Source organism: Shewanella holmiensis, from assembly GCF_025370255.1.
In the GTDB taxonomy this organism is placed as follows: Bacteria; Pseudomonadota; Gammaproteobacteria; order Enterobacterales; family Shewanellaceae; genus Shewanella; species Shewanella holmiensis.
In genome coordinates this window covers 1-15,800 of sequence record NZ_JAMTCD010000034.1, presented here as the reverse complement: position 1 = coordinate 15,800, position 15,800 = coordinate 1, and the positions used below count along the sequence as shown (strand labels likewise).

Annotated in this window: 7 protein-coding genes; 6 read left to right on the top strand and 1 reads right to left on the bottom strand. The window is 41.4% G+C overall.

The features are described 5' to 3' along the window. The first annotated feature begins 11 nt into the window (after window positions 1–11). The 4 genes from aceF (at window position 12) to NE535_RS17410 (ending at window position 10,884) form a co-directional block, all read left to right on the top strand. On the top strand, window positions 12–1,976 hold the full coding sequence (aceF, locus tag NE535_RS17425) for a dihydrolipoyllysine-residue acetyltransferase (protein ID WP_261299858.1): 1,965 nt from the start codon (window positions 12–14) through the stop codon (window positions 1,974–1,976). Between the two features lie 170 nt (window positions 1,977–2,146). Then, a complete protein-coding gene (lpdA, locus tag NE535_RS17420; RefSeq protein ID WP_188842465.1) occupies window positions 2,147–3,577 on the top strand; it encodes a dihydrolipoyl dehydrogenase in 1,431 nt (476 codons plus the stop codon). 530 nt (window positions 3,578–4,107) lie between these two features. After that, window positions 4,108–8,547, top strand: a complete 4,440-nt coding sequence (locus NE535_RS17415; RefSeq protein WP_261299857.1) for an EAL domain-containing protein — start codon at window positions 4,108–4,110, stop codon at window positions 8,545–8,547. A gap of 63 nt (window positions 8,548–8,610) precedes the next feature. Continuing rightward, window positions 8,611–10,884: a patatin-like phospholipase family protein gene (locus tag NE535_RS17410; RefSeq protein WP_425347472.1), complete on the top strand. Its 2,274-nt coding sequence runs from the start codon at window positions 8,611–8,613 to the stop codon at window positions 10,882–10,884. Between the two features lie 143 nt (window positions 10,885–11,027). Here NE535_RS17410 and hxpB read toward each other — a convergent pair whose 3' ends face one another. Then, the gene (gene hxpB / locus NE535_RS17405; RefSeq protein WP_261299856.1) at window positions 11,028–11,702 is read right to left on the bottom strand and encodes a hexitol phosphatase HxpB; all 675 of its coding nucleotides are present in this window, start codon (window positions 11,700–11,702) and stop codon (window positions 11,028–11,030) included. Window positions 11,703–12,103: 401 nt separating this feature from the next. Here hxpB and acnB point away from each other — a divergent pair, with 401 nt between their 5' ends. Both acnB and NE535_RS17395 read left to right on the top strand, forming a co-directional pair. After that, window positions 12,104–14,701 (top strand): bifunctional aconitate hydratase 2/2-methylisocitrate dehydratase, encoded by a 2,598-nt coding sequence (gene acnB, locus NE535_RS17400; RefSeq protein ID WP_261299855.1) that lies wholly within the window; start codon window positions 12,104–12,106, stop codon window positions 14,699–14,701. A gap of 230 nt (window positions 14,702–14,931) precedes the next feature. Next, window positions 14,932–15,753, top strand: a complete 822-nt coding sequence (locus tag NE535_RS17395) for a hypothetical protein (RefSeq protein ID WP_261299854.1) — start codon at window positions 14,932–14,934, stop codon at window positions 15,751–15,753. The last annotated feature ends 47 nt before the right edge of the window (window positions 15,754–15,800 follow it).

The window sequence follows — 15,800 nt, the reverse complement described above, 5'->3', positions numbered from 1 at the left end:
AGGAATTTGGAATGGCTGATTTAAAAGAAATTTTGGTTCCTAATATCGATACTGATGCAGTACAAGTTATTGAAATTTGTGCGGCAGTGGGTGATTTTCTTGAAAAAGAAGCATCGATTATTACGGTTGAAAGCGATAAAGCGACCATGGATATTCCAGCACCTTTTGCTGGCACCTTAGCAGAATTGAAAATTGCTGTGGGTGATACCGTATCAGAAGGGACATTAATTGCCTTAATGTCTGCAGCTGGCGAAGCCGCTGCCCCTTCAGCTGAGCCTGCAAAAGCACCTGCGCCAGTGGCACAGGCGGCTGCACCGGCTCCAGTCGCCCCTGTAGCGGTTGCGGCTAATACTGGCGGCGCTGCACAAGTGATTGAAGTGAAAGTACCTGATATCGGTGGGGATACTGATGTATCTATCATCGAGGTACTTGTTGCGGTTGGCGATACCATTGACGTTGATACTGGCTTAATTACGCTAGAAACCGATAAAGCCACCATGGATGTGCCATCTCCGAAAGCGGGTGTGGTAAAAGAAGTGAAAGTTGCTTTAGGCGATAAAGTATCTGAAGGCTCGTTAGTTATCCTGTTAGAAGTAGCAGGTTCAGCTCCAGCTGCCTCAGCACCACAGGCGGCAGCGCCTGTTGCCCAAGCCGCTCCGGTTGCGCAGGCCACAAGCCAGGTACAAGAGATTCATGTGCCTGATATTGGCGATGCAAGTGATGTTGATATCATTGAAGTGCTTGTTGCTGTTGGCGACGAAGTGACTAAAGACCAAGGTTTAATCACTTTAGAAACAGATAAAGCGACTATGGAAGTACCGGCTCCTTTTGCTGGTAAGCTAGTCTCTTTAACGATTAAAGTGGGCGATAAAGTGTCTCAAGGTAGCTTAATTGCTACGATTGAAACTACTTCGTCAGCACCTGTTGCTGCCGTGCCAGTTGCTGAGCCAGCAAGTGTTTCAGCGCCTGTTGCGCCGATGCCAGCTAGTCGTCCTTCTACACCACCAGTACCGCATCATCCAAGTGCTGCGGTTACCGCATCAGGTGGGGTAGTACATGCGTCACCAGCAGTGCGTCGTTTAGCGCGTGAGTTTGGTGCCGATTTAACCTTGGTTAAAGGTAGCGGCCGTAAAGGACGTATTCTTAAAGAAGACGTACAAGCCTTTATTAAGTATGAGCTTTCTCGTCCTAAAGCGACGGCAGCTACTGCGGTAGCGGGTGGCGCAGGTGGCTTGAACGTAATTGCGGCACCAAAAGTCGACTTCAGTAAGTTTGGTGAAGTGGAAGAAGTGCCATTAAGCCGTATTCAAAAAATATCGGGTCCAAATTTACATCGCAACTGGGTTACTATCCCACACGTGACGCAGTTTGACGAAGCTGATATCACTGAGTTAGAAGCCTTCCGTAAGCAACAAAATGATGTTGCAGCGAAGAAAAAAGCGGATTACAAAATTACTCCTTTAGTCTTCATGATGAAAGCGGTAGCAAAAACATTGGCAGAGTTTCCAGTGTTTAACTCAAGTTTAAGTGCTGATGGTGAATCATTGATTCAGAAGAAGTACTTCCATATTGGTGTGGCAGTTGATACCCCAAATGGCTTGATGGTACCGGTTGTACGTGATGTAGATAAAAAAGGCATTGTAGAATTATCGCGCGAGCTAACTGATATTTCTATCCGTGCACGTGACGGCAAGCTAAAAGCTGCTGACATGCAAGGCAGTTGTTTTACCATTTCAAGTTTGGGCGGTATTGGGGGTACAGCGTTTACTCCAATCGTAAATTACCCAGATGTGGCCATTTTAGGTGTGTCAAAATCTGAAATTAAACCTAAGTGGAATGGTAAAGAGTTTGAGCCTAAGTTAATGTTGCCATTATCATTATCATATGATCACCGTGTAATTGACGGTGCAATGGCAGCCCGCTTTAGCGTAACGTTGTCAGGTATTTTATCTGACATCCGTACCATGATTCTGTAAACAAATTTGGCCGCTCTAATTGAGTGGCCTTTTTTATGTCGGTCTTTATCACTAATGTTTGATTGTGATCAACATCAAACAAAGGGTAAAATGCGGCCAGCTAACATGATCTGGCCACATTGATTGTTGAGACGGATTTGCCGCCAACACGGAAAAGAATAGAGGAAAAGATGAGTAACGAAATCAAAACTCAGGTAGTTGTATTAGGAGCAGGCCCAGCAGGTTATTCAGCAGCATTCCGTGCAGCTGATTTAGGCTTGGACACCATCATCGTTGAACGTTTTAGCACCCTGGGTGGTGTTTGTTTGAACGTAGGTTGTATTCCTTCAAAAGCATTATTACACGTAGCAAAAGTGATTGAAGAAGCCAAAATGGTTGAAGATCATGGTGTTTCTTTTGGCGAGCCAAAAATCGACTTAGACAAATTACGTGGCTTTAAAGAGAAAGTGATTGGTCAGTTAACTGGCGGATTAGGCGGAATGTCTAAAATGCGTAAAGTTGATGTGGTTAATGGCTTTGGTACTTTTACGGGTCCAAACACGCTAGAAGTTAAAGCGGAAGACGGTAGTGTTAAAGTCGTTCAATTTGAACACGCTATTATTGCTGCGGGTTCGCGTCCAATTAAACTGCCTTTCATTCCTCATGAAGATCCACGTATTTGGGATTCGACTGACGCATTAGAATTAAAAGAAGTGCCAGGCAAGCTTTTAGTGATGGGCGGTGGCATCATCGGACTAGAAATGGGTACGGTTTACTCATCTCTAGGTAGCGAAATTGACGTAGTAGAAATGTTCGACCAGGTCATTCCTGCTGCCGATAAAGACGTTGTTCGTGTATTCACTAAACAAATCAAGAAGAAGTTTAACCTGATCCTTGAAACTAAAGTGACAGCCGTTGAAGCTAAAGATGATGGCATTTATGTCACCATGGAAGGCAAGAAAGCGCCAACAGAACCTGTTCGTTATGACGCTGTATTGGTTGCAATTGGTCGCTCACCAAATGGTAAGTCACTTGCTGCTGAAAAAGCAGGCGTAAACGTTGATGAGCGTGGCTTTATCAATGTCGACAAGCAAATGCGTACTAACGTACCGCACATTTTTGCTATCGGTGATATCGTTGGTCAACCAATGTTGGCTCACAAAGGTGTGCATGAAGGCCATGTTGCTGCTGAAGTTATCTCTGGTCTTAAGCATTTCTTCGATCCAAAAGTTATCCCTTCAATTGCCTACACAGCACCTGAAGTCGCTTGGGTTGGTTTAACTGAGAAAGAAGCTAAAGAGCAAGGTATTGCATATGAAACAGCAACTTTCCCATGGGCTGCAAGTGGCCGTGCAATCGCATCTGATTGTAGCGAAGGTATGACCAAGTTAATTTTCGACAAAGAAACTCACCGCGTGATCGGTGGTGCTATTGTTGGTGTTAACGGTGGTGAATTATTAGGTGAAATCGGCCTAGCAATTGAAATGGGTTGTGATGCTGAAGATTTAGCATTAACGATTCATGCTCACCCAACGTTACATGAATCAGTAGGCTTAGCCGCAGAAATTTATGAAGGTTCAATTACTGATTTACCTAACCCTAAAGCGGTTAAGAAGAAGTAGTTAACACTTGTAACACTTTGCAAGAAGGCACCCTTATGGGTGCTTTTTTTTGGTCTACACTTAGTTGATGATGCTATATTGTCAGTACGTATTTAAGGCTTGGCATTTATGTGTATTATCAATGGTGATTCAACTCTAGCTGAGCAGTGTTGTTAACTCAAATACGCTATACATGATTCGCTTGTAGCGAATAAAAATATTAGCCTGTGATTAAAATTGAATACAGGTGTTTAGTACTGCCAATTTCTTGTGAACATTTAATTTTTGCCAGAGAGAGTAAATGCAAATTAAACAGGCCTGTGCATTATTAGCCGTGTTATCAGTGCAAGGTTCAAGTTTGACTATAAGTTCATGTTAGCTGTCGCAGTTTCATTTATTGACCTGTTAATCCGAGTTAAGGTTATTTAGATGAATGGTAACTTGCGCAGTCTTGGTGATTTAATTGAGATGGATGTCATTATCACTTAAGTTGAAATAATTTAGTGTTTTTCTAATACATCGCTATTTCTAATTGGAGTGATCACCCCCGAATGCCAAGATTGTTATTGCTTATCATCACACAAATGACTTTATTGATGCTATCTATGCCTGTAGCGGGGAATGACTTTGTTCAACGGGTATTTAACGCAAAAGATGGTTTAGCAAATAGCACCATTAATGACATCAGTTTTGACAGTTACGGTTTTGCTTGGCTGGCTACAGAGCAAGGGCTGTATCGGGTAAGTAACAGCGCTATTCGGCGAATTGATAATGTCGATAACTCTTCTGTGTTAGAAGATGAAATGTTGTACTCAGTGGTACCTGTTACCGATGAGTATTTGCTTATTACTTCTGGAATTGCTTTATATTTATATAGTTTACGTGACCATCAATTTACAGAGTTATATCAACCCGCCACTCAAAATAGTCTCACAGTTGCGACCATTCTTGCTAATGAACAAGCCCAATTTGAAATACTGACCACTAATGGCCAACGATATCTGTTTGATGTCGCTTCAAAGCAATTATCTGTAGATCTTAAAGGGAATTTAGCCACAGAGTTGATTTGGACGGGACAACTTATATTGCTAAATCAGGATAGGATTTATACCTCAACCCATACAGCTGAGCTGCATTTAGCAAACCATAAAGTGGTCGATTTAGGTTGGCATAAAGCCAGAGGGACGATTATTGGCTTAATGCAAGATTCTAAGCAACGCGTATGGTTATTTACTTCAAAAGGCTTGTTCAATGTAGATATCCAACAGCGAGAAATTATCCCAGTTGAAGATAAATCCTATTACATCGAAAAAGTGGTTGAAGATAATCATGGTGTATTGTGGCTAGGTACTCGAGCGGGATTATTGTCTTGGAATGTAGAAACGAATCAAACGGTCAGTTATCGCGATTCTCTTAAAACGGCCGCTAATATTAATTATATTCATGCTTTGGCTATCGACTCTAATGGTTTGATTTGGGTGGGCGGTTCAGGTTATGGCCTAGCTCTTGCTGCCACATCGCCAGACTTTTTATTGGATACTTTTTCGCAATCATCCATTTATCAATTAAGTAACCAAATGGTGTGGTCGATTTACGAGCAAGATAACAAAGTTTGGTTAGGCACCGAAGGCGGGCTAGAGATAGTTGATATGGTAACAAAGCGAGCCGAACTAATTTTGTTAGAGGGCTTTGAATTAAATGACAGTATTTATCAAATAAATGATTTAGACCAAGAGCATTTAGTGCTTTCTACTACCACCGGATTATTTGTGGTCAATAAGCTCACTAACCAAGTGATAGATTTTCATAGTTGGAGCGGCGGCACATCGTCTTTGCGTGATGCAATTGTGATGCACACTTATCCAGATCCCTTTATTAGTGGCAGAATTTGGTTTTCGACCAATAAAGGCCTGTTCTATTGGCAAACGGGAGAGACTGATCTACAACCTTTTACAGGGAACTTGGATAACAAAGCACGTTTTGCTTCGATCATCCGCGACAGCCAACAACGTTTATGGTTAGGGGGTAAAAAAGATCTGGGTTATTTAGATTCAAGTGATCAATTTGTTTCTATTAAAGAGCAAGTCATTTATCAAGATAAGCAACTTGATGTGGCGCATTTAATGGAAGTCAGTCCTAATGTGTTTTGGATAGGCACCCATCAAAAGGGGCTATTAGAACTCAATACTACCACCGGAGAGATAACTCACCTTAATGAACGCTGGAATATAGAATGCGGCGTGGTACTGTTTTTAAAAGAGACGCCCGATGATTTTCTGATTGGTTGCTACCGTTCAATTATCCAATTCAATAAACACACTCGAACCCCGACTTCATTTACCCATTATGATGGATTTATTTCTAATGAATTTAATGAATTAGCGGTTTATTTTCAGCCAGAAAAAGGCCTGTTTCTTGGTACACCAGACGGCGCTATGTTAATTGAGCCAAGATTATTAGCGAATCGAATTGCGAACAATGAGGCTTTTCTTGAATCGGTTTCTATTCATTACAGCGATCGCACCGATTTATTTTTATTGCCTGCACAGCTTAAAACAGTTAAGCCTGAAGCCAGTTTAATTAGTTTTCAAATATCAAACTTAGATTACCTTGACGAAAGCCCGATGAGCCTGCAATACCGATTATTAAAGCAAGGCAGTCCACCTTCATCTTTTGTATTGTTAGAAGGTAAATCACAAATCAACATATCGGGGATCAGCGGTGGCAATTATACCCTAGAGCTAAACTATAAAAGCCAAAATGTGTGGTCTAAATACCCTTTTAGTTTTGCATTTAAAGTAGAAGAATATTGGTGGCAGTCGCAATATTTTAAAGGTGTGCTTATTTTTAGCGTGCTATTTTTTGCCTTTTTCTTATCCCTTTATCGTCAGCGACAAGTGATGCGTTTCAAAAAGGTGAATCAAGACTTGATTGAAAGTGATGATCGCCTGTCGCAAGCATTAAGGGGCAGTGATTCTGATTTATGGGAATGGCGTGACGACTCTAAAATGCTAATGCTAGATAATCGCGGCGGTTTGCTGGGCGGGAAAAGTAGGATTGTTGCAACGCTAGATGAGGTGCCTGTGCACCCTGATGACGTCGAGCGCGTGACTCAAGCCTGGTTACATTTTTTAAAATCTAAATCAGACATGATTGATGTGGAATATCGCTATCATCATGAATCAGGAAAATGGCGCTGGTTAAGGGTTAAAGGACGGGCAATTTCTTGGCATCCGACAACGGGTAGATTAAGTAGAGCCGCAGGGATTTATTCGGATGTCACTGTTCAGCGTGAGCTTGAAAGTGAAATTAAGTTATTAGCTGAAGCGTTTGAAAACACCTCAGAAGGCATGCTGGTTTTAGATGCCGACAAACGTATTAAAATTAGTAATCTGGCAGCAAGACGCATTCTTGCGACTGATGAATCGGCGTTATTAGGGCAGTTGTTTTCTAATATCGTAGTATCAAGCCAAGTACCGTTAAATATCGATAAATTATTTACTCAGGCGACCTTTTGGAGTGGTGAGCGAGAGTTATTATGTCAAAGTAGCCAGCCTTGTCCTGTGTGGTTGAATATCTCAAAAATGTTGAGTTCAGAAGGGGATACGCAACATTATGTGGTGGTGTTCTCTGATATGACGGAGCGCAAACTTAACGAGCTAAAACTGCAGCGTTTGGCTAACAATGATTCCCTTACCGGGTTAGCTAATCGTACCCAGTTTGTGACTAACTTAAAGCATGTCATTGAAGAGGCCTGCAGAAATGATGAAAAGTTAGCATTATTATTTTTAGACTTAGATAGGTTTAAATCGGTTAATGACTCCTACGGACACAGTATGGGAGATGCATTATTGGTTGAAGCGGCGAATCGTCTGCAATCCTGTTTAAATTCGGAACACGTGTTATGCCGTTTTGGCGGTGATGAATTTGTCATCTTATTACGCAATGTAAATGACGGTAATACGATTAATCACATCGCTGATAAATTGTTAAAACAAATCGAAATGCCATTTAAGTTATACGGTCGAGAGTTTTTTATCTCTACCAGTATTGGTATTAGCTGCTGGCCAGAAGATTGCCGTGATCCTGAAATGCTCATTAAAAATGCTGACCTAGCTATGTACCATGCAAAAGAGGAAGGTAAGGGCAATTTTCAATATTATTCTGCAGAGCGCAATGCCGAGGCCCTATATCATTTGCGGCTTGAAGCGGATTTACGTAAAGCGATTGAGCGTAACGAGTTAGAGCTGCATTATCAGCCTCAAATAGACATCCTGCATAATGACCGATTTATTGGTATGGAGGCATTGTTGCGCTGGAAGCATCCCACTGAAGGATATGTCCGCCCTGATATTTTTATTAAAGTCGCTGAGTCTTGCGGATTTATTATCGATATTGATTGCTGGGTGCTCAAGCAAGCATGTTTAGATGGTGCAAGATGGCATCAACACTATCAACAGGATTTTAAATTGTCGGTGAACGTTTCTGCGGTACATTTTAGACAAAGTAGTTTCATTGGATTTGTCAAAAGTACTCTGGCTGAAACTGGCTTTCCCGCATCAAAGTTATGCCTTGAAATCACCGAAGGTGTGTTGATGAAAGAGTTGCATGTCGCAACACATCATTTATCCCAACTTAAAGCACTTGGGGTTCAAGTGGCGATTGATGATTTTGGTACGGGTTATTCATCTTTGGCTTACTTACGTACTTTTGAGGTCAACTCCTTAAAAATTGACCGTTCATTTTTAATCGATATTGCTGATAATCAAGCTGACCAAGCAATCGTGTCGAGTATTATTGAGCTGGCGCGTAACTTGAAATTAAACGTGGTTGCAGAAGGGATTGAAACCCATGAGCAACTGGAGCAGGTTTTCAGTCGTGGTTGCTATATCATTCAAGGCTATTATTTTGCTAAACCTATGCCAAGAAATGATCTGGATACTTTTATGGGCATAGACACTAAAAGTCGGGCTATTTCATTTGATAATTGAATTAGTGATTGTTAGTTGTAGTTTGCTAGAATGTGAGCGTTTTTAACTGTATCTGGAACAGCTATGCCGGTGATTAATCGTTTATTTTTGGGGTGTATTTACATTAGCATTACGCTAATGGCTACATTAGTCTGTAGTTCGGCCAATGCCGCCGATGAAAAACCAACTGCTTTCAAAGAGCGTCCAACCATTGGTCTTGTGCTCAGTGGCGGCGGCGCCAAAGGCGCGGCTCACATTGGCGTACTGCAAGTGCTGGAAGCAAACCATATCCCTGTCGATTACATTGCCGGTACCAGCATTGGTGCTTATGTTGCGGGTATGTATGCGTTAGGTTTTAGCGCCAATGAAATTGAAACCATTATGCTAAAAGGCGAGTGGGACGAAGGCTATTCAGATACGATCCCGCGTGAAGAGCTTACTTTTCGTGATAAACAGTTACGTGATAAATACAATATCCCTGTTGATGTCGGTTTTAAAGAAGGTTCAATCACCTCTCCTAGCGGCTTACTTCAAGGTCAGACTATGTCGCATTTATTGCGCCATTCCACTGATTTAGTGGAACAGTTCGGCGATTTTGATGATCTTGCTATCCCTTATCGTGCGGTAGCCACTAATTTAGCCACCAGTGAAGCGGTGGTGTTGTCAAAAGGCAGCATTGTGCAATCTATGCAAGCCTCAGCTTCAGTACCCGGAGCGCTGCAGCCTGCATTGATTGATGGAATGTTACTGGTCGATGGCGGTATCGCAAACAACATGCCGATTGATGTCGTTAAGGCTATGGGAGCCGACATCATTATTGCTGTCGATATCGGTTCACCATTGGCTAGTCAAGCCCAGCTTAATTCTACCATCGCGGTATTGGAACAGCTTTCAACGATTCTTACGCAAGCAAGTACCGAAAAACAAAAACAATTATTAACCGAACAGGATATTTTAATTCGTCCGTGGATTGATAATTTAAGCACAACTGATTTTAGTATTATGCCTCAGGCATTGGTTATTGGTGAACAAGCCGCACAGTTGAAATATGAACAGCTGGCGAAATTGTCGATTTCTGAAGACGCATATCAAGATTATGTGCGCAATAAAAAACAGAAACGTATGGCTTGGGTCGATCCCATAAAAGAGCCTATTTACAGAATTGTATTAGATAACAAATCTTCGATTAATGACAAATTAATCCGTGATCGCCTTGGCATTAGTGAAGGCCAAGTGGTCACTAAAGAAGAGCTAGAAGCAGCGCTGCAGCGGGTTTATGCTCTTAATCAATTTGAAAGAGTGGACGCAGAATTTACCGACACTGAGAATGGGCGTATTTTAACGGTAACCTCAAAAGCCAAAGGCTGGGGACCAAATTACTTTAACGCAGGGTTTAACTGGGAAGATGATTTCAGTTTAGACTCATCCGTTTCGTTAAATCTTGCCTACACCATGACCAATTTAACCGACAATGGTGGTGAGTGGCGCAATGAACTAGAGCTGGGGTTAAATAAACGATTCTCTACCGAGTTTTACCAACCCTTGGATCGTGACCAAGATTATTTTGCTCTGTCACGTTTTGAATATGAGCTTAAAAATTGGGATGTTTATGAGCAAAATGAACGCATTTTTGAGTTAGAAAATAAAGAGGTTAGTTTAGTTGCGGGACTTGGGGCTAATTTATCCTCTCACGGCATTGTTGAAGTAGGTTTTATCACTGAATATGGCTCAATTTCAAACAGCGTCGCGCTAAATGGCAATTTCGAATATAGAACCTATGGTGGTTACTTTAAGGCTGCCTATGACACCTTAAACAGTATCAGCTTTCCGACTGAGGGTAATCGATTAACTATGACGCTGCATTTTCGTGATGAATACTATAACAGCAATGATTTAATTGGCTTCACCAGTCTTCATGATCAAACTTTGCAAATTGAAGCGGATTGGAAAGGCGCACTTAGACTCGGTAATCATGCTGTTGTGGGTAAAATGGCTTTAGCGACGGTTGAAAGTGATCATGAGTTGAACGTGCATTTCAGCAGTCTAGGTGGGTTCTTGAATTTATCAGGTTTCCATAAAAATGCCCTCGCTGGACCACATAAAGTCTTTGGTGCGGCCATTTATCAATATGATTTAGGCAGAGACCTATTGGTTACCGATGTACCATTATATTTAGGTGTCAGCGCCGAGGCGGGTAATGTATGGTATACCCGTGATGCCGTCGATTTAGGCGACTTAATTTATGCTGGGAGTTTATATTTAGGTACCGATACCTCTTGGGGCCCTGCAGCATTAGGCTTTGGATTTACTGATTTAGGCGATAAATCAGTTTACTTATTTGTCGGTAAAAACTTCTAAAAATATTTTCAGGTCTAATAAAAATGGCATCGTTAAACGATGCCATTTTTCATTTTTTAAGCTTGGGTCTGTTGTTGTTTGTTGGTTAAATTATGTTCTACACCAAACGAATTCGTTCATCTCTTGACCCGAGTTTATGTGAGTTAATTATCTAATAGGTAGGCTGACAATATTGGCGAGACGGCTGATAACTGGCTGATTTGGTGGTGGCCAACAACCCATTTAGTTTGCTGTGCAACTTGAGGCGCTGGGATGGCGATGGTTTGCATATTGGCAGCTCTTGCGGCAATTAAGCCATTAAAAGAGTCTTCAATTGCCAAGCAATTAACGGCATCAACAGCTAATTTAGCCGCGCAATTTAAGTAGACTTCTGGGTGCGGTTTACCGAGTTGTAAATGCTCAGCAGAGCAAATAGCATCGAAATGCTCACTAATACCAAGTTTGGTTAATACCGCATCAATTATAGGTGATGGGGATGAGGTTGCTAACCCAATTTTAAGCCCTTTTTGACGACAATCTTTTAAGGTGTCAATCACTCCCTCCATGGGCTCACCATCAAGTCGAATGTGCTCTGCGACAGCTTGAACAATTTGGCTCGCTGTGTCGGCGTTGTTATAGTTAGCCCAAGGAAAGCGCTGATACCAATAATCAACAACTTGATCAATACGATAGCCTGTCGTACTTTCTACATCTTCGAGTGTGAGTTTGAGCCCCAGACTATTCATTACCGCCATTTCGGCTTTTTGCCATGCGGGTTCAGAATCAATTAATACTCCATCCATATCAAAAATTACGGCTTTAATATTGATATTTGCCATCGCTAAGCTTACTCAGTGAGTTATTTTGAGGTCTAGAATATCGTTATCTACAAGATTATTCAGTAAAAATACAAATATTTGAAATTATTTTTACGCAATGATGTAGAGTTTGTAAGGTTTATTTAAATCGAATGGTTTAGTTTAAGTATATGAAAGAATATTGTTTTTTTACTGTTTCAAACTATTGTCTAATTTTCTTTGTTTTAATATCACTTTACATTGCAAGTTGGACAAAAAAATCCAGTAGATTTCATCTGCGTAATAGTGTGAGCTGATTCATACTTTTTTAAAGCTGTAGTATACTGGGGGTCGGATTTCAAGCCCGAACCTGTGGAATTTCAGCGTGACTAAAACTGACGTTGAGTTTTGCCGTAAGGCGTCAAACAAAGAGGAATGTTGCCGTGCTAGAAGCATATCGTAAACACGTCGCAGAGCGTGCTGCAGAGGGGGTTGTCCCTAAGCCATTAGATGCACAACAAGTGGCTGAGTTAGTGAAGTTAGTTGAGACTCCACCTGCTGGTGAAGAGGCCGTGATCCTCGACTTATTAGAAAACCGTATTCCACCGGGTGTGGATGAAGCAGCCTATGTTAAAGCGGCTTTTTTAGATGCAGTAGCTAAAGGCACTGTTAAGTCGCCAATTCTATCTGCAGAGCGCGCTACCGAATTACTAGGTACTATGCAAGGCGGATACAACATTGAGCCGTTGATCGCTCAATTAGATAATCCAGCATTAGCTCCTATCGCCGTTACCGCATTATCAAACACCTTATTAATGTTTGACTCTTACCATGACGTGGTAGAGAAAATGCAAGCTGGTAACGCTTTTGCTAAACAAGTGGTTGAATCATGGGCCAATGCAGATTGGTTCTTAAATCGTCCAAAGTTAGCTGACAAAGTCACATTAACAGTATTTAAAGTGGCGGGTGAAACCAACACTGATGACCTATCGCCTGCACCAGATGCATGGTCACGTCCAGATATTCCATTGCACGCATTAGCTATGCTGAAAAACGCCCGTGACGGTATCGTACCTGATCAACCAGGCGTAGTCGGTCCAATTAAAGAAATCGAAGCCCTAAAAGGCAAAGGTCACCCACTGGTTTATGTTGGTGATGTAGTGGGTACGGGTTCTTCACGTAAATCAGCCACTAACTCAGTACTATGGTTCATGGGCGATGATATCCCTTATGTACCAAACAAACGTGCTGGTGGTTTCTGTTTAGGTAACAAAATTGCACCAATCTTCTTCAACACTATGGAAGACGCTGGCGCATTACCAATCGAACTTAACGTAGATAAGATGGAAACTGGCGATGTTATCGACATTTATCCATACGAAGGCGTTGTTAAACGTGGTGGCACTGATGAAGTCATCTCTACGTTCGAATTAAAAACGGAAGTGTTATTAGACGAAGTTCGCGCTGGTGGCCGTATTCCATTAATCATTGGCCGTGGCTTAACTGACCGTGCACGTGAAACGCTAGGCTTAGATGTATCTAAAGTCTTTGTACGTTCACAAGATGTTGCAGATACTGGCAAAGGTTACACTTTAGTACAGAAGATGGTGGGTAAAGCATGTGGTGTTGCCGGTGTTCGTCCTGGCCAATACTGTGAGCCTAAAATGACTTCTGTGGGTTCGCAAGATACCACAGGCCCAATGACCCGTGATGAGCTAAAAGATTTAGCGTGTTTAGGTTTTAGTGCTGATTTAACCATGCAGTCTTTCTGTCACACTGCGGCTTATCCAAAGCCAGTTGACGTTGATACTCATCATACATTACCTGATTTCATCATGAACCGTGGCGGTGTATCGCTTCGTCCAGGCGATGGTGTTATTCACTCATGGTTAAACCGTATGTTACTTCCAGATACCGTTGGTACTGGTGGTGACTCACATACGCGTTTCCCTATTGGTGTTTCTTTCCCAGCAGGTTCTGGCTTAGTGGCATTTGCTGCAGCAACTGGCGTTATGCCACTTGATATGCCTGAATCAGTATTAGTGCGCTTTAAAGGTGAAATGCAACCAGGTATCACTTTACGTGACCTAGTACATGCCATTCCACTTAAAGCGATTGAAATGGGTCTGCTTACGGTTGAGAAAAAAGGCAAAATCAATGCTTTCTCTGGCCGTGTATTAGAAATCGAAGGTCTTGAAAAACTTAAAGTTGAACAAGCATTCGAATTATCTGACGCATCAGCAGAACGTAGTGCAGCAGGCTGTACTATCAAGCTAGATAAAGAGCCAATCATTGAATATCTAAACTCTAACATCGTCATGTTAAAGTGGATGATCAGCGAAGGTTACGGCGATCGTCGTACCATTGAGCGTCGTATCACAGCAATGCAAGATTGGTTAGCTAATCCAGTATTAATGGAAGCTGACAAAGATGCAGAATACGCTGAAATTATTGAAATCGACCTAAACGAAATTAAAGAGCCAATTCTTTGTGCACCAAACGATCCTGATGACGCAGTGCTGTTATCAAGCGTTGCACAAACTAAGATCGACGAAGTGTTCGTAGGTTCTTGTATGACAAACATCGGCCACTTCCGTGCGACCGGTAAGATGTTAGACAAGTTTGCTAAAACACTACCAACACGTTTATGGATTGCACCACCAACTAAGATGGACAAAGATCAGTTAACTGAAGAAGGTTACTACTCAATCTTTGGCCGCGTTGGTGCACGCATTGAGATCCCAGGTTGTTCATTATGTATGGGTAACCAAGCACGTGTTGCTGAAGGCGCGACCGTTGTTTCAACTTCAACGCGTAACTTCCCTAACCGTTTAGGTACTGGCGCAAACGTATACTTAGCTTCAGCTGAGTTAGCGGCAGTAGCAGCGTTATTAGGTCGTTTACCTTCAGTTGAAGAGTATCAAGAATACGCGAAGGAATTAGATGCAACAGCAGCTGATACTTACCGTTACTTGAACTTCGACCAAATCGACTCTTACACTAAGAAAGCGGGCAGCGTGATTATTCAATCAGCGGTTTAAGCTTGAAGTAGTTAATTGTGGAACTAAAAATGCCAGCAGAAATGTTGGCATTTTTGTTGGTGGCAGAACTTAAGTTTATTTATTTTGAATTGATTTTTATTTTAGAAGTAATGTAATTTCTTTATAAATATGATTTAAAATCATTCCGTTATCCGTTATCCGTTATCCGTTATCCGTTATCCGTTATCCGTTATCATTTTGTTTTTAATTTAAAAGGATTTTTGTCATTCATGAAAGCCATATATTTACTATTACTCTTGCCAATACTCGCTACAGCAAACAACTTACCCAGTTTTTTGTCCGTCGATACAGATAAAGAATACATTGCAACCATTGATACCTTACGTAGCTTATTACCTAAAAATGGTGACCCAGAAATCTTAATTGGTTTGGCCTCACCCTATAGTTTGTTAGATATCCAGCCCACAAAATTTACTTCATTAATTGATAAAAACCAGTTCACTAATTTTAATTTAGGGGTAATGAGTCAGGCGATATTTAAAGCTAAAGAGCAGTTTGTTGTCGGCTTACCTAACAGAGTATTGTGTCAAAATTCGACCTGTAGAAAAACGAGAATGACAGTGATTAATCAATTCATGGAGGAACAAGCTAAAGTAGGTGAGTTTTTCAATCAGAATGAAGATATTCTCATTGTACAAAGAACAACCGATGATGTTTATCGAATTAATAATGATTTTTATACCCCGTCGGTCATTATTCAATATCAGCCCTCTGCAATAGCAGGTTTTGTGCCTTCAGCCAATTGGTCAGAATATAAAAGCACTGAAGAATTAACAAGTTGCAATACATGTTCAGTTCGGTCAACTGCGGTGAGAAATATTATGGCTCAATATAATGTAGCGGCTATTGTTCGAGAGACTAATATGGGATTGAACGTTATTTTTGGCGGCATAAGTAATAACCATTGGGGGGTAATGGTCATTGAACAATCTGCCGATAAACCAAAAGTTGGGCAACGAAATTCGTTAGGTTTTGAGTATGAAGATGTGATCGAGCTAACGCCCAAAGCTTATTATTATCAAACCAATTAACTCGCTATAATGAGTTGCTCTTTGCTAGAAGCAAGAACACAATATTC

Excerpts from the sequence above, each read along its gene's own strand:
- hxpB (WP_261299856.1), bottom strand. The coding sequence starts at position 11,702 with ATGGCAAATATCAATATTAAAGCCGTAATTTTTGATATGGATGGAGTA.
- lpdA (WP_188842465.1), top strand. The coding sequence starts at position 2,147 with ATGAGTAACGAAATCAAAACTCAGGTAGTTGTATTAGGAGCAGGCCCA.
- NE535_RS17415 (WP_261299857.1), top strand. The coding sequence starts at position 4,108 with ATGCCAAGATTGTTATTGCTTATCATCACACAAATGACTTTATTGATG.
- NE535_RS17395 (WP_261299854.1), top strand. The coding sequence starts at position 14,932 with ATGAAAGCCATATATTTACTATTACTCTTGCCAATACTCGCTACAGCA.
- NE535_RS17410 (WP_425347472.1), top strand. The coding sequence starts at position 8,611 with ATGCCGGTGATTAATCGTTTATTTTTGGGGTGTATTTACATTAGCATT.
- aceF (WP_261299858.1), top strand. The coding sequence starts at position 12 with ATGGCTGATTTAAAAGAAATTTTGGTTCCTAATATCGATACTGATGCA.